We start from the raw sequence: 23,666 nt of genomic DNA, 5'->3' as shown, positions 1-23,666 counted from the left end.
GAAACCGGCGGCGTCCGCGCCCCGGGCGTCAGCGGTCATCGTTCCTCCAGCGTCAACGGACGGGACCAGATCAGCGCGGCGTCGGGAAGGGCGGCGAGCCGTTCCGGCGGCAGGGGCGACGGGCGGCCGTACGCCTCCCGGTCGTCGAACCCGGCCCGCAGCCCGTCCTCGGCCAGCGCGACCAGCGGTTCCACCCGGTGCCGGGCCCAGCGCCGCAGGTCGGCGCGGTCGGCGGTGCCGCCGAGGACCAGGCTGCGCAGGCAGAGCCGCACCCGGTCCCCTCCGGCGCCGGGCGCCCGGCCGGCCGGGGTGTGCAAGGCCATCAGATAGGCGGCGTACCAGATCTCCTCGCACAGGGCGCCCAGCAGCCCGCTCGGCGGACGCAGCGCCGCCACGGCCCGCGCCGAGCGGCCCCGCCCCCGGCCCTCCTGCCCCGCCGCCCGCAGATAGCCCTCCCGGGAGGCCCGGCGCGGCGCGGGGGTGTCCGCCGCCAGGACCAGCTGGACCCGGCCCTTGAAGAGATGGACCAGCACGTCCGGGGCCGCCGCCACCGGCCCCGCCGGGTCGGGCCCCTCGGCCGTCCCGTCGGCGAAGCAGGCGGAGTGGCGGGGCCCGTACACGTCGTTGCCGACCAGACTGGTCCCGTCGGCGTGCTCCACCCAGTGCGGTACGGGGATCAGCACCCGCCGCCCCCGGCGCCCGAGTTCGCGGGCCAGCACGGTGTCGTCCGGCTCCGGCCCGGTGACCTCGGCCGGTACGGCGGCCAGTAGCGCGTCCACGTCCGCGCGGGGCAGGACGAGGGCCAGGCTCGGGGTCCACTCGCCCGGCACGGCGGGCACCCAGGAAGCACCCTGGAGGGCCGCCGCGCGGGTGGCGGCGCCGTTCCAGGAGTTCCAGTTGGCGTACAGGGCCAGTGGCGCGTCGGGCAACTCCCGCACGGCGTCGGCGACTCGGGCGGCGAAGTCCCGGCAGGGCACCACGTCGTCCTGGAGCACGACATGGTGGGTGGCGTCCGGTGCCACCGCCGCCCACGCGGCCCGCGCCGTCCGCAGGGCCCCCGGCCCGGCTCCCGGCGCGGGGTCGGTGACCACCCGGGGGTCCCACCTGCCCAGCCCGTCGGCCAGCTCCGCCGCCTGGGCGGCCCGCCGCGGATGGGCCATCACGGCTGCGCCGATCACGGCGGCGGAGCCGAGGCCGCCGGCCGGGGCGACGCCTGCGCGCGAGGCGGCGTTCCCGGCCGAGCCGATGCTCCCGGCCGGGGCAGCGCCCCCGGCCGACGTGGCGCCCCTGGTCGAGCCAGTGCCCCCGGCTCGGCCGACGCTCTCAGTCGCCACGCGAGCCCCCCTCCGAAGCCGGACGCGCAGCGGAGTCGCCCGCTGAACTCCCGTACGGGGCAGATCCGTTGACCCGAATTCCGGCCCCGGCGACCGCCTCCACCGCGACCGCCGCCCCGTCGGAGGAGCCCTCCCGTACGCTGTGCCACCCCCGCTCCCCCCGGGCCCACTCGTACAGGGCCAGATAGACCGCGAAGGCACCCACCATGTGCCAGGGCACGACGAGGGCCCAGCCCGTCGTGTCGGTGCGCTGCCGGTAGGCCGGGTCGCGGCGGGCGCCCAGGACGCAGGCCGCGTCCGCCAGCAGCAGGGCGAGCGCCGCCGGGCGCAGGCGGCGCACGGCGACGGCGCCCGCGCAGACCACCGGCAGGGCGGCGCGGGCGGCCAGGGAGCCGACCGTCACCGCGCCCAGCAGCCGTCCCCGGGGCGGGAGTCCGCGCCAGCTCACGGCGACCGCGCGGAGCTGTCCCCGGGTCCAGCGGGCCCGTTGGCGCAGGGCGGCGGCGGGGCGTTCGGTGGCGCTGACCCGGGAGGGCGAGGCGAGGAACCCGGTCTCCACCCCGGCCCCCATCAGCCGCAGGGACCAGTGGTAGGACTCCTCCACGTCGTCCGCGCGCACGGGCCGCACCAGGTCCCAGGTGGCGGCCCAGGCGTAGACGGAGCTGCCCGCCACCACATGGACCCCGGCCAGCCGTTTGAGGCCGCGCACCGAGGCGTGCCACACCGCGTCCTCGCCCGCCTTGGCGCGTGCGGTGAGCCCGGTCCCCGGCTCGCTGAACTCCTCGGCCTGGACGAGCGCGTGGCCCTGCTCCAAGGCGTGGACGGCCTCGGCCGCCTGCCCGGGGTCGGGGACCACATCGGCGTCCAGGATGGCGATCACCTCGCCCTCGGCGTACGGGAAGGCGTGGTTGAGCGCCGCTCCCTTCGGGCTCATGCCCGGCAGGCGCAGCAGCCGCCAGTCCAGCCCGGCCCGCCGGTACGCGGCCATCGCCGCGCCCGCCCGTGCCGCGTCCCGGTCCCCGGCGGCGCCCGCCTCGACGAGCCAGAGCACCTGGAGGAGTTCGTCCGGGTAGTCCAGGGCGGCGATGGCGCGCGCCGACCGCTCGAAGGTGGCGGCGCTCTCGCGGTAGAGGGGGGTGAGCACGGTCAGCCGGCGGGTGGGGCGCCGGCCGGGCAGCACGCCCGCCACCGCATGGGGGTGCAACGGCCGGGTGGGCACCAGCAGATCGGTCATCACGCGGTCCGCGAGGCGTCCGGTGCGATCTCGTGGACCGCCCCGTCGTAGGAGGAGGCGAGGAAGAGGCCGCGGTCGCTGTCGTACGTCATCGAGGAGATGCCCGCCGTGGTCGGGCGGACGTCGGTGGACCAGCGGCCGGTCTCCCGGTCGTAGACCGTCACGCGCCCGTTGTACGCGCCGATGGCGATGCGGCGGCCCTCGTCGTCGGCGCTGACGCACTTGAGGGAGTGGCGGTGCGGGGTGGGCACCTCGGTGACGGTGAAGTCGGGGCTCCACAGGCGCAGGACGAGGTCGCGCGAGACGCTCGCGAACCAGCCGCCGTCGCCCAGCCCCACGCACCCGTTGGCGATCATGCCGTGCGCGTCCGCCAGGGTGTGGCGCCGGGTCAGCCCGCCCGTCTCGTGCCAGGCCGCGCCGCCGTCCGCCGAGACGGAGAAGATCAGCTCGCCGGAGAGGGCCACGCCCTTGACCGCGTTGCCGTGCAGGGGCACGTCCCGGATGTGCTCCAGCGTGCCGTCGTCCGCCTCGGCCAGGACGACGCCCTCACCGGTGTACGCCCCGACGACGACGTGGCGCCTGCCGTCCCGTTCGAAGGCGACCGCGCAGTTGAGCGGGGAGCGGTGCTGGTGGACCGGGGAGCCGGTGAGCGCGTCGAAGACGGTCCCGAGCTGTCCGCCGGTGACGACCGTGTCCCCGACGGGGGTGAGGAAGTTGCAGAGGCTGTCCGGCTGGGCGTGCACCTCACCGTCCCGCCACAGGACGCCCGCGTCCCCGATGGTGTAGGTCGAACCTCCGTGTACGGCGACGGCGTTGAGGCCCCAGGTGGGGGCGACCGGGTCCTCGCTCCACCGGCCCGCGGCGAAGTCGTAGCGGTGGTAGCGGTCCCCGAACGTGCCGAAGACGATCTCGGAGCCCGCGGCGAAGGCGCAGGTGCGCGGCCAGACGACGGGCGGCAGGGCGACGCTGTCGCGCAGCTGGGGGGTCGGGCCGGAGACGTCCCACAGCCGCATCGTCCGGTCGTAGCTGAGGGTGATGAGCAGCCCGCGCTCCTCGCCCAGCACCACGCGCTTGATGCCCGCGTCATGGGCGGGCACGTAGTGGCGCTCCCCGTCGCGCAGGACGATCAGCTCGCCCTCGTCGTTCCCGGCGTAGACCGTGCCGTTCCCGCCGATGGCGACGGTGTCGGTCTCCACCCCGCCGAGGTCCAGGTCCTCCACCAGCCCGCCGGTCTCCAGCGACCACCGCTTGATGGTCCCGTCGTCGCTGGAGCTGATGATCTCCCGGCCGTCGTGGCTCCACCCCACCGAGATGACGTCGGCCTTGTGCCCGCCGAAGACGTGGAGCAGGTCACCGGCGAAGTCGAAGACCCGGACGCGGTGGTCGCGGGACGCGGTGGCCACCTTCTCCTCGGTGGGGTGGAACGCGGACATCTCCACGTCGTCCTCGTGGTGGCCGAGCACCGCGCGCAGCCGCATGTCGGGGACCGACCAGATGCGGGCGCTGTAGTCGCTGGAGGAGGTCACCAGGAATCTGCCGTCGGGGCTGAAGGCGCACTGGTTGGCGAGGTGATCGTGGGCCACCCGGGCGAGCGGGACGCGGGTGCGCTGGTCCCAGAGGATGACGTGGTTGTCGTACCCGGCGGTGGCGACGTAGGAGTCCTCGTGGGCGGCGACGCCGCTGATGGGGCTGGAGTGGCGGATCACGGTGAAGGTTCCCTTCGTGGGGCGCTTGCGGGCTCGTACGGGGGAGAACACGTGGTGCCTGGGAGGTCGGAACGGGGGAAGTCAGTTCCGGCGGTAGACCAGTCCGACACTTCCCCTTTTCCGTTGATAAGCGACGCCCTCCACCAGGAAATCCATCCGGGGTGGCACGAGGGTGTGCCGCCCGGCCGGCCGCCATTTCTCTTTTCCCGGACCGGAGAACCAGGGGAGCAGGGAACTCTCGATGAATTCGGGCGAAGAGGTGATGAGCAGCAGATCGGTGGGAAGGTCGTCGACCACGGAAATATCGTCGATGTAGTAGAAGATTTCCGCGAGGAGATAGGCGTCGGCGGGGAAGTGGCGCTTCGACGCCAGCTCCTCCAGGGTGTCCGCCGTGAGGCCGGTGGCGCCGAGCCGCCGGGCGAGCCGCCGCCGGAATTCGTCGTGCGGCTCTGTGGCGGTCACCGTGAGCCCGCTCGCGCGGAGCGGCCCGGTCAGCGCCCCCTCGCAGGCGCCCGGCTCCACGACGGTGGAGTCCGTGCCGCCCAGCGCCCCGCGCACCCAGCGGGTGGTGGCGGCGACGCGCTCGCGTTCGTACGCGGAGGTGTCGAGCCCCCACGGATCGGGCGGCACCTCCACATGCCCGAGCGGGGCGTAGAGCAGGTAGTAGAGATGCTCGGCCTGCCCGGGGCCCAGGCTGAAGAACTGCTCGCAGGAGGGGGCGGTGGCGGTGATGACCTGCGGCTGCCGCCCGCCCTCGCCGCTCAGCAGCTCCGGCGGCAGCCGGTTGAGCGCGTCCAGCTTGATGCCCAGCAGCCGGCCGTCCAGGGGGTGCGCGCGGTCGACGGCGAACTGCGAGTGCCCGGCGTGCCCGACCGCGTACCGTACGGGGCGTCCGCCCGCCGCTCGGGCCGCCAGCAGCCCCGAACGCGCCTGCTCCGCCCGCCAGTCGGCAGGATTGTGCGCCCACCACACGGCACCGTCCTCCGCCGCGGACCCGAGGGCCGGTACGGCGGGGTCGGTGGCCGGATCCCCGGTCCCCGCTTCCCGCAGCAGCCGCTCCACCCGCGCCTCCAGGCCCTCCGGGGGAAGCTCGGCCGTCCGCCCGCCGAGTCCGGTCAGGACGACGCGCACTTTCTCGTCCGGTGAATCCAGAATGCTGAGGAATTCACTCAGGACATCGACCACGGAATGAGCTATGACGGCGTGCAAAGCTACCCCCGTTGTCCCCTGTGGGATCGGAGCTGCACTATAGGCACGGCGCCGATTTGAAGTAAAGGGTGCGATCGCCTTCCCGGGCCGGGAGGGCGGGCCATTCCTGCCTCTTTGCCGATGGTCCGGACGGGCCGCTCCTGGTTGCCGGGCGGATGTTATCGAAGCATTCTTTCAATATGTGGGTGTGGGTGGAAAATGCCTGCCGGAAAAGTCTGTCAGGTCGCTGCCGAAGGGCGTGAACCTGCCACCGTCATTCCGGCCACCCCGGAGCGGCTCCCGCCGGTCCCCGCCGGCCCCCGTCCGCGCCCGGCGGCTCGGCGGGCCGCGGAAGCAGCCCCGCGTCCTGGGCGCGCAGCACCGCGCCGAGCCGGTCCGAAGCCCCGAGCTTCCGGTACAGCGCGTTGAGGTGCTTGTGGACGGTGCGCGGCGAGATGCCCAGCCTGCGTCCGATCCCCTCGGCGGTCAGCCCGGTGGCCAGCAGGTGCAGCACGTTCGTCTCGCGCGGGGTCAGCGGTGCCGCCAGGGAGTGGTTGGCCTGCCGTCTGCGGTCGCCGCCCGAGGACGCGCGCAGCGCCGTCAGGAGCGCCCGGTGGGCCGTCGCCGCCTTGAGCAGCGGCTGGACGCGTGCGGCGTAGCGCTCGTCGTGCCGGGTGAAGTCGCCGCCGGAGCGGTGCACCAGGAACCCGCTGACGTGCGGCCCCCTCTCGGGAAGGGGCAGCCCGAAGACGTGGTGCGTCCCGAACGCCTGGCGGAGGGCGTCGGCGGTCGGGCTGTTCTTCCACGTCCGCATCCCCACCACGCGGGCGGCGCTCTGCGGCGTCCAGTCGGAGCTGGCGCCGTACCGGTCGATGAAGGGGTAGCCCGATCGGATGTGGGCCTCCACCGAGTCGTCACCGGCGCCGCCGTCCGGTGCCCGTCCCGGGGACCGGATCACCACACTCCCGTGATCACGTGTCCAGGGCACCTCCTTGACCACGATCAGCTCCCCGTCGAGCGCCAGGAGCAGTTCCTCGGTGAGCAGCGGCCAGACCAGTCCGGGGGTCTCGGTGCTCATCACCTCGACCGCCAGATCCAGCATGCGTGCGTAGCGGTCCGGCATGACGACTTCCCCCGAGGTCCCCGTGAATGGTGCCCCGCCACGGTATCCCGTCGTTGTCCATACGCACTTCTCTCCATGGTCCGGCTCCGGGCGCTCCCGCCACGCTGGGCACGGGGCGGACCACGGCCGAGTCCCGGCCCGCCACGACCGACCACCGACAACCGGAAGGGCGCCGCATGCGGCCACTGCGTTCCGTACTCACCTCCCTCACCGCGGTCTGCGCCCTGGCGGCAGGCCTGGCCGTCGCGGGGCCCGTCACCCCGTCCCAGGCCGCCGCGTCGGACTGCACGGGCGGCGCCCGGGGCTTCCGCGACCACCCGGACAACGCCTCCGGGGACACCGACAAGCCGCGCCGCCTGGACCTCGGCGGCGGCGTCGTCATCACCCTGGAGAAGGGGGCGTACGTGGGCCAGCAGATCGCCTTCGGGAAGATCAGCGGCCCCACCCGTCCGGGTGACAAGGTCTGGATGGACTGGCGGGCCGGCGGATGGGACGACGGCGGCAGGCCCGAATGGCCGGTCCGCCCCTGGCTCCAGTGCGGACCCTTCACCGTCCAGAGCCACGGCCAGAGCCTGACCACTCCCTTCAAGCGCACCAGCACCGACCCCGACTACCAGTTCCGGGTCTGCGGTTCGCTCGCCACCAACGGGGTCGTCCGCTGCGCCACCGCGAACGGCGTCGACTGGTGGTGACCCCCGTGCGCTCCGTGCCCCGGGTCGCCCGGGGCACGGGCGCCCCGCATGCCCCCGTCACCCGCCGACACCACGGGGACCCGCCCCGCTCCCGGGCCCGCCGTACCCGTTCCGCGGCAGAAGATCCGCAGCAGAAGAACCGAGGATGACCATGCCCCTGCCCCTGTCGTCGCACCGGCGCCTGACCGCCGGCGCGGCCCTGCTCGCCGCTCTCGCCGGTGTGCTCGCCCCCGCCACCACCGCCACCGCGGCCCCTGCCCCTACGGCCCCTGCCCCTACGGCCCCGGCCGCCGCCCCGGCCCGGACGCCCGCGCCCGACATGGCCGGGGTCGTCGCCGCACTGGAGTCCGCCATGGCCAACGGGGCCCCGGGCGCGATGGCCCGCTACCTGGGCCCGGACGGCGCCAGGGAGCGGGCCGTCGGCGTCCGGGACCGGCGGTCGGGCGCGGCCATGGACACCCGGGCGCGGTTCCGGATCGGCAGCGTCACCAAGACGTTCTCCAGCGTCGTGCTGCTCCAACTGGTCGACGAGGGACGGCTGACGCTGGACGCGCCGGTCAACACCTACCTCGAAGGGCTCCTGCCCGACGACCGGATCACGGTCCGTCACCTCCTCACCCACCGCAGCGGCCTGGCCGACTACACGGACGCCATGTTCGAGCGGACCGTGCCGGGCTTCGAGGCTGTACGCAACCGGGTGTTCAGCTACCAGGAACTGGTCGGCCTCTCCCTCGCCGAACCCCGGACCACCGAGCCCGGCGCCGCGTACCGGTACTCGAACGCCAACTTCGTCGTCGTCGGCATGCTGATCGAGAAGCTGACGGGGCGCCCGGTGGCCGACGCCTACCAGCGGCGCATCATCAAGCCGCTGCGGCTGGACGCCACCTCCTACGTCCACCCCGACACCCGTATCCGGGGCACCCACGTGCGCGGCTACCTGCACCCCGACGAGGCCGGTGAGCCGCTCGTCGACTCCACCGAACAGACCCTGTCCTGGGCGCAGTCCGCCGGTGCCGTCATCTCCAGCCCCGCCGACCTCAACACCTTCACCAGCGCGCTGATGCGCGGCCGGCTGCTGTCCCCGGCGGCGCTGGAGGCGATGACCACCGTCACACCGACGGACGCCACCGGCACCCGCTTCTACGGCCTCGGTCTCCGCCGCTACGACCTGACCTGCGGCACCCAGGTGTACGGACACACCGGCACCGTCCAGGGCTACTACACCTACGCCTTCTCCACCCGCGACGGCCGCCGCAGCCTGTCGGCCCTGGCCAACACCTCCAACCACGGCGCCGCGAACACCGCGTTGGGCGACACCCTGGAAGCCGCCTTCTGCGGCAAGAAGCGCTCACCCGCCCCGACCGCGCGCTCCACGGCGCCCGGCGGTACCCCCGACCGCGCGCCGCTGCCCGCCGAGCGCGACCTGCCCGAGCGCCGCTGAGGAACGGCGCCCGGAGGCCCGCTACCGGTCCGCCCGGTCCGCGAACCGCACCGAGGTCAGCTCCTCGGAGACCTCCCAGACCCGGCGGGCCTCCTCGGTGCTCGTGAGCCGGCTGTACGGCTTCTGCTCCGCGGGCGGGCCGCCCATGTGGCCGGGGCCCTTCGGCCCGTAGAGGGCGCCGCCCCGGGAGTCGGGCGAGACCGCCGCGTACAGCGCGGGCAGCTTGGCGCTCTCCACCGTGCCCACGATGATGCCCCGGGCCGACAGGAAGCGGATCAGCCGCACCCCCACGGTGTCCTTGGCGCGGCCCAGCTCCGGCCGGGCGGCCAGCAGGCTCGTCGGGGCGACGCCCGGGTGGGACAGGTTGCTGGTGATGCCCCAGCCCTCGGCCCGGCTGCGCCGGTCGAGTTCGAGGCCGAAGAGACCGAAGGCGATCTTCGACTGGCTGTAGGCCTTCATGCCGTCGTAGGAACGCTCCCAGTTCAGGTCGTCCCAGTTGATCGCGTTCCGGTCCGCCGAGACGCTGATCTGCGAGGTCACCCGGGCCTGCCCGGCCCGCAGGAGGGGCAGCAGCCGGCCGACGAGGGCGAAGTGCCCGAGGTGGTTGGTGCCGAACTGCAGCTCGAACCCGTCGGCCGTCGTCTGCCGGTCGGGCGGGGTCATGACGCCCGCGTTGTTGACCAGGAGGTGGATCGGCAGCCCCTCCCCGGCCAGCGAGTCGCCGAGCGCGGCGACGGAGTCCAGCGAGGACAGGTCGAGCGGGCGCAGCGACACCTCGGCGCCGGGGGCCTGCCGCCGGATCGCGGCCAGCGCGTTCTCGCCCTTCGCCGGGTTGCGTACGGGCAGGACGACCTCGGCACCGGCGGCGGCGAGCCGGGCCGCGATGCCGAGCCCGATCCCGTCGCTGGCACCGGTGACGACGGCGCGCTTGCCCGACAGGTCGGGGAGGGTGATGTCGGGTGTCTGACGGGCCATGGGAGCTCACTCCTCGTGAGGTCGGGTGGGGGTCCGGACGCTTCCACGGTGACGCCGCCGTCCCGGCCCATCCAGGGCCTGCTGATCCCCTGACCGGCGGGACGACGTTCGACCGGCGAGCCGACGTTACGGCCGACGGGCGCCGGAATCCGGCGGCGCGCCCGGCCGTATGGGGGGATCGGCGATCCGTGGTTCGGCCGGCTGCCGGACGGTACAAAGGAAGGGGGCGGGACACCCCGGAACGACCGGGGAGACGGGACGGAGAAGACCCATGGAGATCGACCGCGGCGGCCTGGCCGCGTTCCTCCGGCACCGCCGGGAGCTGCTCCAGCCCGAGGACGTCGGCCTCCCGCGCGGACAGCGCCGCCGGACCGGCGGGCTGCGCCGGGAGGAGGTGGCCGTGCTCTGCCACATGTCGACCGACTACTACGCCCGGCTGGAGCGCGAGCGCGGCCCCCAGCCGTCGGAGCAGATGATCGCCTCGATGGCACAGGGCCTCCACCTCTCCCTGGAGGAGCGCGACCACCTGTTCCGCCTAGCCGGCCACACCCCGCCGGTCCGGGGGACGACCGGCGAGCACATCAGCCCCGGACTGCTCCGTATCCTCGACCGCCTCGACGACACCCCCGCCGAGATCGTCACCGAGCTGGGGGAGACCCTGCGGCAGAGCCCGCTCGGCGTCGCCCTCACCGGCGACACGACCCGGTACACGGGCCTCGCCCGTTCCATCGGCTACCGCTGGTTCACCGAACCCGCCACCCGGTCGCTCTACGTCGCCGAGGACCACGACTTCCTCTCCCGCATGTTCGCGTCCGGCCTGCGGGAGCTGGCCACGCTGCGGGGCGCCGGCTCCCGTGCCGCCCACTGCGCCGAGCTGCTCCTCGGCCGGAGCGACGAGTTCCGCCGCCTCTGGGAGCAGCACGAGGTGGGCATCCGCCCGCACGAGGTCAAGCGCTTCATCCACCCCGAGGTGGGGGTGCTGGAGCTGAACTGCCAGCGCCTGCTGGACCCGGACCAGTCCCACAGCCTGCTCGTCTACACGGCGGCCCCGGGCAGCGAGAGCTACGACCGGCTGCGGCTGCTGTCGGTCATCGGGGCACAGGCGATGAGCTGATCGCACACGATCCGCCGTGCCGCTGTGCCGCTGTGCCGCTGTGCCACCCGGCCGGGGCCCCGGAAGCCCGTCCGCGACGGCTCGGCCGCCCGCAATCGCGGCCCGACGGTGATCGGCGCCCTAGGGTGCGGTGAGGGGCGGGACCGACGCGAAACAGGGCGGTACGTCATGGGGAACTATGTCCTGGTCCACGGGGCCATGCACGGCGGATGGTGCTGGCGCTCCGTGCGTGACCTGCTCGCCCGGGCCGGCCACCGGGTGTTCACGCCGAGCCTGACCGGCCAGGGGGAGCACCGGCACCTCCTCGGCCCGGACGTCGGCGTCGCCACCCACGTGGCGGACGTGGCGGACCTGCTGCACTACGAGGACCTCGACGGCGTCCACCTGGTCCTGCACAGTTACGCCGGTGTCCTCGCGGGCCCGGTGGCCGAGCGGGCCGCCGGGCGCATCGCCTCGGTCACTTTCCTCGGCGCGTTCGTCGTCCGGCCGGGCGAGTGCCTGCTGGACGTCGAACCGCCCGGGACGGCCGACCGGTACCGCGCGCTGGCCGCGGCGGAGGGGGACGGCTGGTACCTGCCCGCCGACGCCTCCTTCCTCACCCAGTGGGGCATCACGGACGAGGAGCTGGCGGCCTGGGTGGCGCCCCGCCTCACGGCCTTCCCGCTGCGCTGCCAGACGGACGCCGTCGACTTCGATCCGGGGCCGCTCGCCGCCCTCCCCGCCTCCTACGTGCGGCACACGCGGCCGCCCCTCCCCAGCCTCGAACGGTCCGCCGACCGGGCGCGGGAGCACGGCTGGGACGTCCACTCCCTCCCGACCGGCCACGACATGATGCTCGAAGACCCCCGGGCGACCGCGCACCTGCTGACCCGCGTCACCGGCGACGGGACGGCCTGACCGACAGGGGCGGTGCCTGACCGGCGGGGGCGGTGCCTGACCGGCGGGGGCGGTCATGGCGATCCGGATCAGGACACGCTCCCGTCGTTCTCGTGGTCGCCGGACTGCGGGAAGAGGTGGGGGTGTTGGCGGTTGAGGTGGTGGGTGATGGCGGTGTGGGTGGGGTCGGTGATGTCCCAGCTGTGGGCGGAGGGGTGGGCGCTGAACAGCTCGCAGGCTTCGTTCGCCGCGTTACGGGGGTGGCGCGCGGGACACCAGGGGAGCGGGGTGAGCCGGGCGAGCCCGGAGCCCTGCCAGCGGACCCAGACGGCGCTGCCGGGGTGCCCGCCTTCGTCCCAGAGGAGAGCCGCGTGGTGGCCGTCGTGGTCGGTGCCGAGTTCGCAGAGGACGTGTGCGCTTTCGGGGCGGTGTCCGGGAGGCGAGAGGGCGATGAGGCGGTCGGGGGGTGGGAGGAGGGCGAGGGCGGTGCACTGGTTCACGGTTGGGGCCGTCCTCGTGGATCGTCGGTGGTGTTGTCGGTGGCGTCGTCGGTGGTGAGTGTTCCGGCGATGAGGTCTGCGAGGGGGTCGGTGATGTCCCAGGAGTGGCCGGTGGGGTGGCGGTTGTAGAGGGAGCAGGGCAGGACGGCGTTGTTGGCGAGGTTGCGGAGGGTGGCGGGGCACCAGGGGGCGGTGTCGATGCGGTGGGCGGGATGGGTGTCGGGGGTGTGGGCCGCGGTCCAGAAGAGCCAGAGGGCGGGGTGGTCGGGTTGTTCGGCGGGGCGGAGGAGGGCCGCGTGGTCGGTGGGGGCGGGGTGTTCGCCGAGTTCGCACAGGACGTAGGGGGTGGGGGCGGGGGTGTCGGGTTCGCCGGGCAGGGTGATGAGGGCGGTGAGGATGTCGTCGAGGGGGATGCGGGTCACGGCGGTGCACTGGAGCACGGGGGTCTCTTCCGTCGGAGGGGTTACGGGTGGCGGCGGCCGGGGAAGGCGTGCCATCCGGCGAGGGTGAGGCTGAGCCCGACGGCGGGGTCGAGGACGGTGAAGTGGAGGGGGAAGCCCGCCTCCAGGGTCCGTATGGCGTCGTCCTGAAGCCGTCCGGTGGTGGCCCAGTGGCGCAGGGTCTCGGGTGCGTCGGAGCTGTGGAAGAGGACGGGCCGCACATCGGCGGTGGTGGTCGGCGGGGGCGGATCGCCGTCCTGGGGCGCGCGGTTGCCGTGGGCGTCGGCGAGGCGGAGGGCCTGGCGCCGGAGCCAGAGGAGGACGAGGCGCCGGTTGCGTACGGCGGCGGAGCCGAGGGAGGCGTACCGCTGCCCGTCCGACACGGTGACCTCGGCGGCGTACGCGGCGCGCTTCACGCGGCACGCTCGTGGTCGCCGGGGGAGCGGATGAGGGCCCGGAGGCGTTCGGCCGCCGCCTCGATCTCCGCCACGGCGGCGGTCTGTGCGGCGGCGTGGCGTTCGTCGAGAGCGGCGTCCAACTGGGCGAAGAACAGGGCCCGGTAGGCGGGGTCGGTCTCGATGCGGACGAGTTCGTCGAACGGTGGGACGGGCCGGCGCGGCCGAGTGAGCGCGCGAGCGAGGCGGGTGAGGCGGGTGAGGCGTTCCCGGAGTCCGGTGAGGGCGTAACTGCGGTTCACAGGACCTCCCCCCGGCTGCGGGCGTTGGCGCGGGCGGTGCGGGCGCGGAGTTGCTCTATGGGGAACGGGGGCCGTACGTAACGGGGTTCGACCTCCCACTCGGTGCCGCCGCCCATGGGGCGCAGCGACCAGTAGAAGCCGGCGACCCCGCGGAACTCGCCCACGCGGTTGTCGCGGCTGGTGTCGACCAGGAGGGTTCCCAGGGCGGGGAGTTCGGGAGGTCCCGCAGTATTCGGGCACGCGTTCACGCCGTACACCTATCGCTCCTCTCTGTAGCTGAACGGCTACCGGGGCGACTCAGACTGACCTACCGTGAGAACCCCTTCAACTGAGGGAACCTGAAGGAAGAGTTGGGAGTGCGGCCATGGTCAATATCAAGCAGCTGAACCCCGCCAGCAGCCCGCAGGCGGCCTTCGGAGCACGTTTCCGCAAGTTCAGGGAGGACCGGGGATGGACGCAGGACGTGCTGGCCCCGAAGATCGGGTACTCCAGCCAGCACATTTCCGCGGTGGAAACTGTTCGCAAACCGCCGACCCTTCGCTTCTCGCGGAAGTCCGACCTGGCATTTGGTACGACCGGAACGGACGAATCGTTCGAGCGCGAGTACATGGAGATGCGGAACGGCTCGCTGAAGGAGGGCTTTCCGGAGTACGTGGGGTACGAGGGCCGGGCAGTGGAGCTCCGGATCTACAACCTCGGTCTCATTCCTGGGCTGTTACAGACGCCTGACTACGCCCGGGCCATGGCCTACGGTGCTGTGGAACGCGGGTCCATCAGCTACGAACAGGCCGATCAGCGGGTCGAGTTCCTGGCGCGGCGGCAGGAAGCGCTGGTGCGGTCGCAGCCGCCCATGGTGTTCGTCGTCATGGACGAGAGCTGTCTTCATCAGGCCATCGGGGGTCCGGAGGTCATGAACGCTCAGCTCCGACGGCTGGAGGAGATGTCCGCGCGGCCCAACTGGATTATTCAGGTGGCGCCGTTCAGCCTCGGCGAGCGCAGGGCGTTCGACCTGCCGGTCAACCTGCTGACCATGTCCGACCGGTCCATCGTCGCGTACGCCGAATCGCAGGCACAGGGGTATGTGGAGCGCGAAACATCGCTAGTGGCACCCATGTTCACGGCCTACCATCAGATGCAGGGCGAGTCGCTGTCGAAGACGGCGTCTGTGGCCAAGATCAGCAAGTTGCGAAAGGGCACCCCGTGAAGACCGAATCCCCCCGTTGGTTCACGTCCTCGTACAGCTCGAACGGCGGTGACTGCGTCGAGGTGGCCGCCAACCTGGTCGCCTCGCAGGGCATCGTCCCCGTCCGTGACTCGAAGGTCGTCGACGGCCCGGTGGTCGGCGTCCGTACGGCCGCGTTCTCCGCGTTCGTCGCGGGCGTGCAGGCCGGGCAGTTCGACGCCGCCTGACGATCCCCGTTCCGAGCGCCGCCCCACTCTGCCCCGCGCAGGGTGGGGCGTCCTGCTGCCCGGCGGCCACGGCCTGAAGGTGCTCTGGCGGCCATCTCCGGGCTCGTGCATGGTGGGACGTCCTGGAACTTCCCGTGACGGAAGGGCACTTCGCGATGACCGAGCAGCACCCGCAGTGGTTCACGTCCTCGTACAGCTCGAACGGTGGCAACTGCGTCGAGGTGGCCGTCAACCTCGCCGCCTCGCGCGACACCGTCCAGGTGCGCGACTCGAAGAGCGCCGACGGCCCGGTGGTCGGAGTCCGCCCGGCCTCGTTCTCGGCGTTCGTCGGGGGGGTGCGGGCCGGGGCGTTTGGCGCCGTCTGACCGCTGCCGTCCAGGTCGCCCCACCGTGCCGAGCGCGGTGGGGCGACCTGCTGCCCGGGCCCGAGCGGGGTTCCGCCGCGCGTCCCGGTCGGCGGGTGGGGCGGCCCGGGGTGCCTTTTCCCGTTTCGTCCCCGTAGCATGCCGGTGCCTCCCCTCCCTCCCGTCAGGAAACACCGTGTCCCACCTCTCCGCCCCTCCGGCGAGCAGCGCCGCCCTGAGCACCGGTTCCCACCGCTTCGGCGCGGTGATCAGCCGCATCGCCGGGGAGATCGCCGCGCTCACCGACCACGGCACCCCCGCCGACTACATACCGATGCTCGCCGGGGCCGACCCCCGGCGGTTCGGGATGGCCGTGGCGGAGCCGGACGGGACCGTCTACGGGGTCGGCGACTGGCGGCAGCCGTTCTCCACGCAGTCCATCTCCAAGGTCTTCGCCCTGGCCCTGGCCCTCTCCCTGGACGGCGAGCAGCTCTGGCGCGGCGTGGGGCGCGAGCCGTCGGGCAACCCGTTCAACTCCCTCGTGCAGTTGGAGTACGAGAACGGCATCCCGCGCAACCCGTTCATCAACGCCGGTGCCCTCGTGGTGACCGACCGGCTCCAGGCGCTGACCGGGGACGCCGCCGGCCGGGTGCGGGAACTGCTGCGCACGGAGAGCGGCAACCCCGCCATCGACTTCGTCCCGGAGGTGGCCGCCTCCGAGGCCGCCTTCGGCGACCGCAACGCCGCGCTGGCCCACTTCATGGCCTCGTACGGCAACATCACGCTGCCGGTCCCCGCCCTGCTCGCCGCCTACTTCCGGCAGTGCTCCATCGAGGCCTCGTGCGCGGACCTGGCCCTCGCCGCCGGATTCCTGGCCCGGGGCGGTCTGCTGGCCGACGGGTCCGCGCTGCTCACCCGCAGCCAGGCGAAGCAGGTCAACGCGGTCATGCTCACCTGCGGCACGTACGACGCGGCCGGGGAGTTCGCCTACCGGGTGGGGCTGCCGGGCAAGAGCGGGGTGGGCGGCGGCATCATCGCGATCGTGCCCGGCGAATGCACGCTGTGCGTGTGGAGCCCGGGGCTGGACCGGCGCGGCAACTCGGTGGCCGGTGTCTCGGCCCTCGACCGCTTCACCACGCTCACCGGCCTCTCCGTCTTCTGACGCGCCGCCGCGCCCGCCCGCCGCGGGCACCGTCCGGCCCGCCTCCCAGCTGTCCTCGTGCCGGACCGCACACTGAAAACTTCAGTGGCGCACGCTTCATTTCAGTGCGCCCTTCAGCAGCGCACCGGAGCTTTCAGGCATCTGCCCCGCTGCAAGCCGGTCCCGCAACTGCTCGATAGCACCAGACGTCCTCAAGGCATGACGTCTGGTACACCTCCCCTGCCACCCAACACCCCGCCGTCGTGGCAGCACTGCGGCCACGACGCCACGTCGGCCGACCCTGTCGGCTGCCGCGGCATCCACGTCCCCGGTCACACCGCGTGCCTCGCCCACCTGGCCGACACCGACCGCGACGCCTACCTGAACGGCCTGACCCCCGGCGCCGACATCGACCACCGCGGCACCCCCTTCACCGAAGACCTGCTGCACCGGTTACTCACCGCCCTGCACGACCCCACTACCGGTCAGGCCCACATCGGCACCGCCGAGTTCGGCGGGGCGGCCTTCACCGGCAACGCCTGGTTCGGCGACGCGACTTTCACCGGCGACGCCTGGTTCGGCGGGGCGACTTTCACCGGCGACGCCGGGTTCGGCGGGGCGGCCTTCAGCGGCGACGCCTGGTTCGGCGGGGCGACTTTCACCGGCGACGCCGGGTTCGGCGGGGTGACCTTCAGCGGCGACGCCTGGTTCGGCGGGGCGACTTTCACCGGCGACGCCGGGTTCGGCGGGGTGACCTTCAGCGGCGACGCCTGGTTCGACGGGGCGACTTTCACCGGCGACGCCGGGTTCGGCGGGGTGACCTTCAGCGGCGACGCCTGGTTCGGCGGGGCGACTTTCACCGGCGACGCCGGGTTCGGCGGGGTGACCTTCACCGACAGCGCCTATTTCGACGGGGTGACCTTCACCGACAGCGCCTGGTTCGACGAGGCGACTTTCACCGGCGACGCCGGGTTCGATGGGGCGACCTTCACCAACACCGTCTGGTTCGACAGGGCGCGGTTCGAGACGGCGTCGCGTCTGGGGCCGCTGGTGTGCGGGGAGAAGGTGGTGTTGGACGGTGCGGTGTTCGATCAGCCGGTGACGGTGGAGATGGCCGCTCGCGAGGTGAGCTGTGCGCGCACCCGGTGGGCCTCGACCGCCACGCTGCACCTGCGCTACGCCGAGGTGGATCTGAGGGACGCGGTCCTGGAGTACCCGGTGGTGGTCGCCGCCCGCCCAGACTCTTTCCCCCTTCTCCACTCCGTTGGCCTGCTGCCGGAGGCGGAGCTGTCCGGCAGGAAGCCCGGCGTGCGTCTGACGTCGGTGGGCGGGGTCGATGCCGCGCACCTCGCGCTGCACACCATCGACCTGAGCATGTGCCGGTTCGCCGGCGCCATCCACCTCGACCAGCTCCGCGTGGACGGCTGGTGCACCTTCGCCACCACTCCCACCGGCCGGGGCCGACGCTTCCCCTGGCGGTGGAGCCGACGCAACACCCTCACCGAGGAGCACCACTGGCGGGTGCGTACCGCCGGCCGCCCCGCCCGGGCGCATGGCTGGACCACCCCGCCTCAGGACGCCCCCGCACTGCCGCCTGCCGCGGTGGCCGCGCTGTACCGGCAGATACGCAAGTCGCTGGAGGACGGCAAGAACGAACCAGACGCCGCCGACTTCTACTACGGCGAGTGCGAGATGCGCCGCCACGACTCCACCCGCCCCCAGAGCGAGCGGGCACTGCTGACCGCCTACTGGGCCCTGTCCGGGTACGGGCTGCGCGCCACCCGGGCGCTGGTCTGGCTCGGGGCGGCGATGGCCGCCACGGTCGCGGTGATGGTGCTGTGGGGCCTGCCCGTCGACGATCCCCAGCCGACCACCACGGGGCGTCAGGCCGCCGTCGGACAGCAGGTCACCCTCACCACCGACACACCCGACCCGGTCAACCCCACCGGCCCGCTGCCCGACCGGGCGACGAGCGAACGGTTCGAAAAGGCGCTGCGGGTAGTGGTCAATTCGGTGGTCTTCCGCTCCTCCGGGCAGGACCTCACCACCATCGGCACCTACACCGAGATGGTCTCCCGTCTTGCCGAACCCGTCCTCCTCGGCCTGGCCGTCCTCGCCGTCCGCAGCCGCGTCAAACGGTGAGCTCTGACCACACGACAGAGGAGGCGATCCAACACCCCAGCGGTCACTGAAGTGATCGGCGTCCTCGCGCCGCCTTGAGGAGCCGCACGGAAGATTTCAGTGCCCAGGTCACAGGACTGCCCACGGGAATCTTCCGTGCGTTCCGACACCTCGTCTCAGCTCAGCTCAGCTCAGCTCCGGGCCGCCTGCGCCTGCCCGGGGGTTCGGCGGGGCGGTCGTACGCTGCGCGGATGCACAGCATCGAACTCCTGCCGGACGCCGCGACCGAGCGGGCCGTGCGGAGAGTCTGGCAGGCCGTCGCGGACGCGGGACTGCCCAGCCTCGCCGACCACGGCCACCCGACGAACCGGCCGCATCTCACCCTCGCCACGGCGGACACCCTGCCCGCGGCCACACGGAGCGTGCTGGCGCAGGCCCTCACCGCGCTGCCGCTGCCGCTCCACCTGGGCGGACTGCTGCGGTTCTCCGGCCGGTTCGAGGTGCTGGCCTGGGCGGTCCGGCCTGACGAGGCTCTGCTCGCCCTGCACGAGGAGGTGTGGCGGACCGTGCGGGAGGCCCCTGGGGCCGGCCGCCCCCACCCGCTGCTCGCCCCCGGCCGGTGGGTTCCGCACATCACCCTCGGCCGGGGGCGCGGCGCGGTGTGGCCCGGACCGGACAGCCGTTGGCTCCCGCCGAGTGAGAGCGCGAGTGGGACGGCGTCGGGGTGGTGGGCCGCCGCCCGGAGGTACGACTCCACGAGCCGGACCACGGCCCGTATCGGCCCGGACAGGGCCTGAGCCGGATGCGGCCTCCCGGGAAGGCGGCCGTGTCTGTCGCGGTTCGCTCGTCCCGGGCGTGCCGCGCGTGAATCGGGGCAACCTCCGGATGACGCGATCGGTAAGGCGTCCCGCCCCGGGGCCGTGGGCAGTTCGACGACAGGTCCCGGGGGGAAGAGAGCGAGGAGACGGACCAGTGAACGATGTGTGGGCGTTCGGACAGGACAACGGCTACGCCGTGGGTCAGCCGCTGACGGGCTTCAGTGTGGAGGCCGCCGACGGTGTCATCGGACATGTGGAACGCCAGGAGGACACGCCCGGAATGCAGCACCTGGTGGTCGACACCGGGGTGTGGAAGTTCGGCAGGAGCGTGCTGATCCCGGCCGGTGCGGTGACCGCCGTCGACGCCGGGGAGCAGATGGTGAGGGTCGCGCCGTCGCGCGACGAGATCAAGGCGGCCCCCCGGTTCGAGACCGACAGCGAGACCACCGACCACGGCTATCTCTCCGAGGTCGGCGCGTACTACCTCTCCCTGCGCGCGAGCCACTGAGCTTCTTCAGCGTTGCAGCGGACGGAGCCCGCGGCGCCGGTCGCCCTCAGGGGTGACCGGCGCCGCGGGCTGCCGCCCTTTCCACGCGCCATCATCACCCTGGTGCATCTGCGCGAACACCCGACCTGCGCGAAGCTCGCCGCGGGCTCTCGCATCGGCGAGGGAACCGTCTCCGAATTTCGTCGGCTACCGGGTCGAGATCCGCTGACAAGAGACCATCTACAAATAGGGGTATGGGGAGTATGCCGGTGGGAAGAGCGCGTCGCGCCGTCATATCCCTGGCCCTGGGGCTGGCGATGGCCCTGAGCGGGTGTTCCACCGCCGGTACCTCGGCCGTGGACACCGACGGGCTGCCGGGCGTCTGGACCGGGAGCGGCGGCGGCCGGGTCGAGTTCCACGCGGATGGCCGGTTCAGCATGACGGGGATTCCCGCCGAGTCCATCGCCTTCTCCTGGAGCGAGCCGCGGAACGGTGCGACCAGGGTCTCGGGTGCGGGAACCTGGGAGCAGCATGACGTCTACGACGACACCCTGCTCCTGATGATCGACGCCGGCGGCTCATTCCCGACGGACGAGGAGATCGCCAGCCTCATGGTTGCGGAGGACGGCCCGCCCCAGGTGCTCTTCTTCAGCACCAACGTCGACAAGCCGTACGGCTACGAGATCAGAAAGAGCTCGTAACGTCGCCCGACGACTCGGCACACAGACTGGGCCCGGCAGAGGAACACGGAGCGGAAACGGAACGGCGCTGCCCCCTCCACGGCCGGAGGGGGCAGCGCTCTGTTGTGCGTGGTGCGCGGTGCCCGTTGCGCGGTGCGCGGGGCCAGGGGCTCAGAGCCGTTCGATCCAGATGTTCCGGAACCTCGGGTTCTCACCGGGGTCCCCGTGGTCCTGCAACTTGATGTGCCCGGGCGCCGGGCCCTCCGGCCGGCCCGCGCCGGTCGGACCGGGGACGGCCACGTCGTCGTGGACCAGCGTGCCGTTCCACCGCAGGGTCACCCGCGCGTCCTCGGTCTTCTTCCCGTCGCCGCCGAAGCGGGCCGCCCGGAACTCGATGTCGTACGTCTGCCAGGTGCCGGGCGCGGTGGCCGCGTTGACGTCCGGGGCCTTGCGCAGGTAGATCGCCCCGGCGTCGTCCTTGGCGGGCACGTCGACGCCGAAGGAGTCCAGCACCTGGAGTTCGTACCGTTCCTGGATGTACACCCCGCTGTTGCCCCGGGCCTGACCGGTGACCTCCGGCGGGTAGTGCGGCTGGTACCACTCGGCGTGCATCCGGAAGTCGCCGTACTTCTCCTTCGTACGGATGTCCCCGCCCAGGGACTCCATGGAGCCGTCCGCCACCGGCCACTTCGCCGGGCTTCCGTCGCCGGACTCCCAGGCGTCGAGGTCCGAGCCGTCGAAGAGCACGGTGCGCTGCGTCGGGGTGACGGTGAGGTTGTCGAGGTTCACATGGCCGGTGTCCTCGGGCTCGTACGCGTACGTGATCGTGTTCGCGCCCTTGCGCAGCGGCACCGACTCGACGTGGGTGGCCCACCTGTTCCAGGCGACCGTGGAGTCCAGCCAGACCTGCTTGTGGCGCTCGCCGTTGACATACAGGGTCATGGAGCGGGGCCTGGGCTCCGGGTCGGAGTTCTGCCCGTTCGCGTACCGCAGGGCCAGGTCGTGCCTGCCGTCCTCGTCCGCGCGGACGGCGAAGGTGGTGCGGGAGCCCGGCTCCCAGTTGTTGTCGATGAACCCGGCGCCGGAGTAGCCGGAGTGGTTGTCGTTGAACTTGGTGCCGCCGGACAGGGACGCGGACTCGGCCTCGTACACCGGCGGTGCCTTCGAGCCGTCGGGCAGCGTGGTGAGGGTGTACCACGCCTCGGTGCTCCACAGCTCCTCGCCGTTGACCGCCGCGAACGGGCGCGGGGACTGGACGTGGACGACATGGCCGGGGCGGAGGCCGTCCAGCTTCAGCGTCACGGTTTTGCCGTCCTCGGAGAGCGTCGCGGAGGTGACGTCGAGGGCCTGCTCGTCGATCTTCGGGCCGCCGTACCTGGGGGTGGCCACGTAACGCCACTGCTGCGCCTCGTACTTGGCCGCCAGATCGTCCGCCGTCTCCTCGGAGAGCGGCTGGGTGTACTCGATCGCGAAGCCGCCCTCGACCGCGCGCATGGCCCGGATGTCGAAGGCCCGGTCACCGGTACGGGTGAGCTTCTGGAGGCCGAACTTCAGCTTGCCCTCCTGGCCCCAGTTCCCCGAGTCCCCGATGCCGCCGGCGTAGATGGCCCCGTCCGGGCCGACGCTGATCCGGTTGACCCCGGCCTCCAGGCCCTGCGTCATCCGGAACACGGCGCCCTGGTACTCGCCGCCGACCTTCTCCAGGTAGGCCCGCTGGAGCCCGCCGTAGGTCACGTCACCGAAGAGCATCTGCCCGGCGAACGGGCCGTCGTCCAACTGGATCGGATTGCTGGGCGAGTTGGAGATCTCGCCGTGCGGCAGCCAGAGGACGGGCTCGGTCACCGGCCGGTCGTCGTAGATCCCGTCCGGGTTGGTGTGGTGGTTGTAGAACGCGCCCTGCTCGATCCGGACCAGCTTCGACGTCGGCACGTACGCGCCCTGGTTGTCGGTGGCGAAGATGGCGCCCTCCGGGCCCCAGCCGAGGCCGTTCGGTGTGCGCAGGCCCCCGGCCACGTACGACACCTTGCCGGTCGCCTTCTCGATCTTCAGGGTGGAGCCGCGGTTGGGCACGTTCTGCGGGTCCTGGGTCGCGCCGCCGGGGACCATCGCGATGCCCGTGCTGACGTAGAAGTTCCCCTCCTCGTACAGCAGGCCGAACGCGAACTCGTGGTAGTTGCCGCCGAACGGCCAGGTCGCGATCTTGCGGTACTCGTCGGCGACCTCGTCACCGTCCTCGTCGACCAGCGCGGTCAGGCCGTCCTTCTCGGAGACGTAGACCGTGCCGTCGACGTACTTGAGGCCCATCGGCTCCAGCAGGTCCTCGGCGATCAGCTTCTTGGTCACCTTGGACGGGTCGGTGTTCCCCGTGACGTTGTCGAGCAGATACACCTGCCCGAGCCGGCTCTCCCGGCTGCCGCCCCAGGTGCTGACGGCCAGTCGGCCGTCGGGCAGCCAGTCCATGCCGGTGACCTGCGGTTCGAAACCGGTGGGCCGCAGGTCGGTCAGCGTGTAGTCGGGGTGGACCCCGGCCAGCGGCAGGCCGTCGCCCGGCGACTCGTCGATGCCCTCGCACAGCTTGCGGCCGGGCGAGGTGACCCGGGTGACGTCGGCGTCGGTGCTCAGGACGGAGGTGGGCACGACGGTGAACGCGCTTGCCCCGGGGGGCCGCCACTCCAGCAGGAGCCGTTGGTCGTACTCGCCGTCCCAGTGGTCGATCCGCAAGGCGTGGTGGCCGGTGGAGAGGTCCACCGAGCCGTCCTTGGGGCGGGCGCCGTGCTTGCCCCCGTTGTCGATGACCTGGGCGCCGTCGATGATCAGCCGGGAGCCGTCGTCGCTGGTGATGCGGAAGTCGTGCCTGCCGGCGGACTCGATGTTCAGGTTGGCGGTGACCTCGGTGACGAACCTGCCCTCCATCCCGAAGTCGTCGGCGGTGGTCCAGTCGATCGTCGGCTTCAACTCGTCGACGTTGGGCGTCTGTCCGGGCTTGAGCGTGCAGAAGTCCTCCAGCACCATCTGCACGTCGAAGACCCGCATGGTCACGCCGGGTTCCTGCGGCGGCAGGTCGGGAGGCTGCGCGGCGGCCGTACCCGGGACGAGGGTGGCGAGGAACAGGGCTGAGACGAGTACGGCCAAGCGCCGCATGGGCCTTCCTCCTTGAGGGCCGGGGCAGCCGGCTGTCCGGTGGCCGACGGGCTGCCGTTCACAGTGAAGGGCAGCCCCGGAGGGAAAGGCAACAGGTCGGTAAGCGCTTTCTATTTATCGTTGGAAAGAAACCGTGATCGCGGTGGCCGCCGTCAACTGGCCCAGGGGGGCCGTGTGTTGTGGTGCGGCGGGGCGCGGCTCCGG

24 protein-coding genes are annotated in these 23,666 nt (G+C 72.5%); 12 read left to right on the top strand and 12 right to left on the bottom strand.

Annotation, left to right across the window (positions count from 1 at the left end):
- Positions 1 to 35 precede the first annotated feature (35 nt).
- The 5 genes from ACQ9ZG_RS09415 to ACQ9ZG_RS09395 form a co-directional block, all read right to left on the bottom strand.
- The gene (locus ACQ9ZG_RS09415) at positions 36 to 1,334 is read right to left on the bottom strand and encodes a hypothetical protein (protein WP_499280265.1); all 1,299 of its coding nucleotides are present in this window, start codon (positions 1,332 to 1,334) and stop codon (positions 36 to 38) included.
- Positions 1,324 to 2,568, bottom strand: a complete 1,245-nt coding sequence (locus ACQ9ZG_RS09410; protein ID WP_499280263.1) for a glycosyltransferase family 2 protein — start codon at positions 2,566 to 2,568, stop codon at positions 1,324 to 1,326. The genes ACQ9ZG_RS09415 and ACQ9ZG_RS09410 overlap by 11 nt, the downstream gene beginning before the upstream one ends.
- Positions 2,568 to 4,274 carry a WD40 repeat domain-containing protein gene (locus ACQ9ZG_RS09405; RefSeq protein WP_028415280.1) on the bottom strand — a complete coding sequence of 569 codons (1,707 nt, stop codon included), beginning with the start codon at positions 4,272 to 4,274 and terminating at the stop codon, positions 2,568 to 2,570. Before ACQ9ZG_RS09405 ends, ACQ9ZG_RS09410 begins: the two co-directional genes overlap by 1 nt.
- A gap of 81 nt (positions 4,275 to 4,355) precedes the next feature.
- On the bottom strand, positions 4,356 to 5,459 hold the full coding sequence (locus ACQ9ZG_RS09400) for an SAM-dependent methyltransferase (RefSeq protein WP_258312355.1): 1,104 nt from the start codon (positions 5,457 to 5,459) through the stop codon (positions 4,356 to 4,358).
- Between the two features lie 277 nt (positions 5,460 to 5,736).
- On the bottom strand, positions 5,737 to 6,585 hold the full coding sequence (locus ACQ9ZG_RS09395; RefSeq protein ID WP_499280261.1) for a helix-turn-helix transcriptional regulator: 849 nt from the start codon (positions 6,583 to 6,585) through the stop codon (positions 5,737 to 5,739).
- 176 nt (positions 6,586 to 6,761) lie between these two features.
- Between ACQ9ZG_RS09395 and ACQ9ZG_RS09390 the strand changes: the two genes are divergently transcribed.
- Positions 6,762 to 7,277, top strand: coding sequence for a hypothetical protein (locus ACQ9ZG_RS09390; protein ID WP_499280260.1), 516 nt, complete (start codon positions 6,762 to 6,764; stop codon positions 7,275 to 7,277).
- Positions 7,278 to 7,422: 145 nt separating this feature from the next.
- A complete protein-coding gene (locus ACQ9ZG_RS09385) occupies positions 7,423 to 8,718 on the top strand; it encodes a serine hydrolase domain-containing protein (protein ID WP_499280258.1) in 1,296 nt (431 codons plus the stop codon).
- Between the two features lie 21 nt (positions 8,719 to 8,739).
- Here the strand turns inward: ACQ9ZG_RS09385 and ACQ9ZG_RS09380 are convergent, their stop codons facing one another.
- On the bottom strand, positions 8,740 to 9,693 hold the full coding sequence (locus ACQ9ZG_RS09380; RefSeq protein WP_109916888.1) for an SDR family oxidoreductase: 954 nt from the start codon (positions 9,691 to 9,693) through the stop codon (positions 8,740 to 8,742).
- Positions 9,694 to 9,964: 271 nt separating this feature from the next.
- On the opposite strand from ACQ9ZG_RS09380, the gene ACQ9ZG_RS09375 reads away from it, so the two are divergent.
- Positions 9,965 to 10,807: a helix-turn-helix transcriptional regulator gene (locus ACQ9ZG_RS09375; RefSeq protein WP_028415285.1), complete on the top strand. Its 843-nt coding sequence runs from the start codon at positions 9,965 to 9,967 to the stop codon at positions 10,805 to 10,807.
- 168 nt (positions 10,808 to 10,975) lie between these two features.
- The gene (locus tag ACQ9ZG_RS09370) at positions 10,976 to 11,704 is read left to right on the top strand and encodes an alpha/beta fold hydrolase (protein WP_109916887.1); all 729 of its coding nucleotides are present in this window, start codon (positions 10,976 to 10,978) and stop codon (positions 11,702 to 11,704) included.
- 68 nt (positions 11,705 to 11,772) lie between these two features.
- Here ACQ9ZG_RS09370 and ACQ9ZG_RS09365 read toward each other — a convergent pair whose 3' ends face one another.
- The 5 genes from ACQ9ZG_RS09365 to ACQ9ZG_RS09345 are packed head-to-tail and all read right to left on the bottom strand — an operon-like array spanning position 11,773 to position 13,577.
- Positions 11,773 to 12,183, bottom strand: coding sequence for a hypothetical protein (locus tag ACQ9ZG_RS09365; RefSeq protein WP_109916886.1), 411 nt, complete (start codon positions 12,181 to 12,183; stop codon positions 11,773 to 11,775).
- Positions 12,180 to 12,605 (bottom strand): hypothetical protein, encoded by a 426-nt coding sequence (locus ACQ9ZG_RS09360; RefSeq protein WP_499280257.1) that lies wholly within the window; start codon positions 12,603 to 12,605, stop codon positions 12,180 to 12,182. Before ACQ9ZG_RS09360 ends, ACQ9ZG_RS09365 begins: the two co-directional genes overlap by 4 nt.
- 41 nt (positions 12,606 to 12,646) lie before the next feature.
- On the bottom strand, positions 12,647 to 13,039 hold the full coding sequence (locus ACQ9ZG_RS09355) for a hypothetical protein (RefSeq protein ID WP_018487056.1): 393 nt from the start codon (positions 13,037 to 13,039) through the stop codon (positions 12,647 to 12,649).
- Positions 13,036 to 13,320, bottom strand: a complete 285-nt coding sequence (locus ACQ9ZG_RS09350; protein WP_109917346.1) for a hypothetical protein — start codon at positions 13,318 to 13,320, stop codon at positions 13,036 to 13,038. Before ACQ9ZG_RS09350 ends, ACQ9ZG_RS09355 begins: the two co-directional genes overlap by 4 nt.
- Positions 13,317 to 13,577, bottom strand: a complete 261-nt coding sequence (locus ACQ9ZG_RS09345; RefSeq protein WP_018487054.1) for a hypothetical protein — start codon at positions 13,575 to 13,577, stop codon at positions 13,317 to 13,319. The genes ACQ9ZG_RS09350 and ACQ9ZG_RS09345 overlap by 4 nt, the downstream gene beginning before the upstream one ends.
- A gap of 107 nt (positions 13,578 to 13,684) precedes the next feature.
- Between ACQ9ZG_RS09345 and ACQ9ZG_RS09340 the strand changes: the two genes are divergently transcribed.
- The 8 genes from ACQ9ZG_RS09340 to ACQ9ZG_RS09305 all read left to right on the top strand — a co-directional run bounded on the left by ACQ9ZG_RS09340 (position 13,685) and on the right by ACQ9ZG_RS09305 (position 20,342).
- Positions 13,685 to 14,524: a helix-turn-helix domain-containing protein gene (locus ACQ9ZG_RS09340; RefSeq protein ID WP_109917347.1), complete on the top strand. Its 840-nt coding sequence runs from the start codon at positions 13,685 to 13,687 to the stop codon at positions 14,522 to 14,524.
- The gene (locus ACQ9ZG_RS09335; RefSeq protein WP_103421924.1) at positions 14,521 to 14,730 is read left to right on the top strand and encodes a DUF397 domain-containing protein; all 210 of its coding nucleotides are present in this window, start codon (positions 14,521 to 14,523) and stop codon (positions 14,728 to 14,730) included. The genes ACQ9ZG_RS09340 and ACQ9ZG_RS09335 overlap by 4 nt, the downstream gene beginning before the upstream one ends.
- Positions 14,731 to 14,885: 155 nt before the next feature.
- Complete coding sequence (locus tag ACQ9ZG_RS09330; RefSeq protein ID WP_109917352.1) at positions 14,886 to 15,095, top strand: DUF397 domain-containing protein; 210 nt, start codon at positions 14,886 to 14,888, stop codon at positions 15,093 to 15,095.
- 175 nt (positions 15,096 to 15,270) lie between these two features.
- Positions 15,271 to 16,236: a glutaminase gene (locus ACQ9ZG_RS09325; protein ID WP_109917348.1), complete on the top strand. Its 966-nt coding sequence runs from the start codon at positions 15,271 to 15,273 to the stop codon at positions 16,234 to 16,236.
- 198 nt (positions 16,237 to 16,434) lie between these two features.
- Positions 16,435 to 18,357, top strand: a complete 1,923-nt coding sequence (locus tag ACQ9ZG_RS09320; RefSeq protein WP_109917349.1) for a pentapeptide repeat-containing protein — start codon at positions 16,435 to 16,437, stop codon at positions 18,355 to 18,357.
- A 230-nt stretch (positions 18,358 to 18,587) separates the two neighbouring features.
- On the top strand, positions 18,588 to 19,133 hold the full coding sequence (locus ACQ9ZG_RS09315; protein ID WP_109917350.1) for a 2'-5' RNA ligase family protein: 546 nt from the start codon (positions 18,588 to 18,590) through the stop codon (positions 19,131 to 19,133).
- Between the two features lie 175 nt (positions 19,134 to 19,308).
- The gene (locus ACQ9ZG_RS09310) at positions 19,309 to 19,662 is read left to right on the top strand and encodes a hypothetical protein (protein ID WP_018487048.1); all 354 of its coding nucleotides are present in this window, start codon (positions 19,309 to 19,311) and stop codon (positions 19,660 to 19,662) included.
- Positions 19,663 to 19,910: 248 nt separating this feature from the next.
- Complete coding sequence (locus ACQ9ZG_RS09305; RefSeq protein WP_258312427.1) at positions 19,911 to 20,342, top strand: hypothetical protein; 432 nt, start codon at positions 19,911 to 19,913, stop codon at positions 20,340 to 20,342.
- A 150-nt stretch (positions 20,343 to 20,492) separates the two neighbouring features.
- Here the strand turns inward: ACQ9ZG_RS09305 and ACQ9ZG_RS09300 are convergent, their stop codons facing one another.
- Entirely contained in the window at positions 20,493 to 23,462 is a 2,970-nt protein-coding gene (locus tag ACQ9ZG_RS09300; protein WP_109917351.1) for a 3-keto-alpha-glucoside-1,2-lyase-like domain-containing protein, read from the bottom strand.
- Positions 23,463 to 23,666: the final 204 nt, after the last annotated feature.

Source organism: Streptomyces araujoniae, assembly GCF_050871195.1.
GTDB lineage: Bacteria > Actinomycetota > Actinomycetes > Streptomycetales > Streptomycetaceae > Streptomyces > Streptomyces bacillaris.
This window is presented reverse-complemented; position numbering and strand designations above follow the sequence as displayed.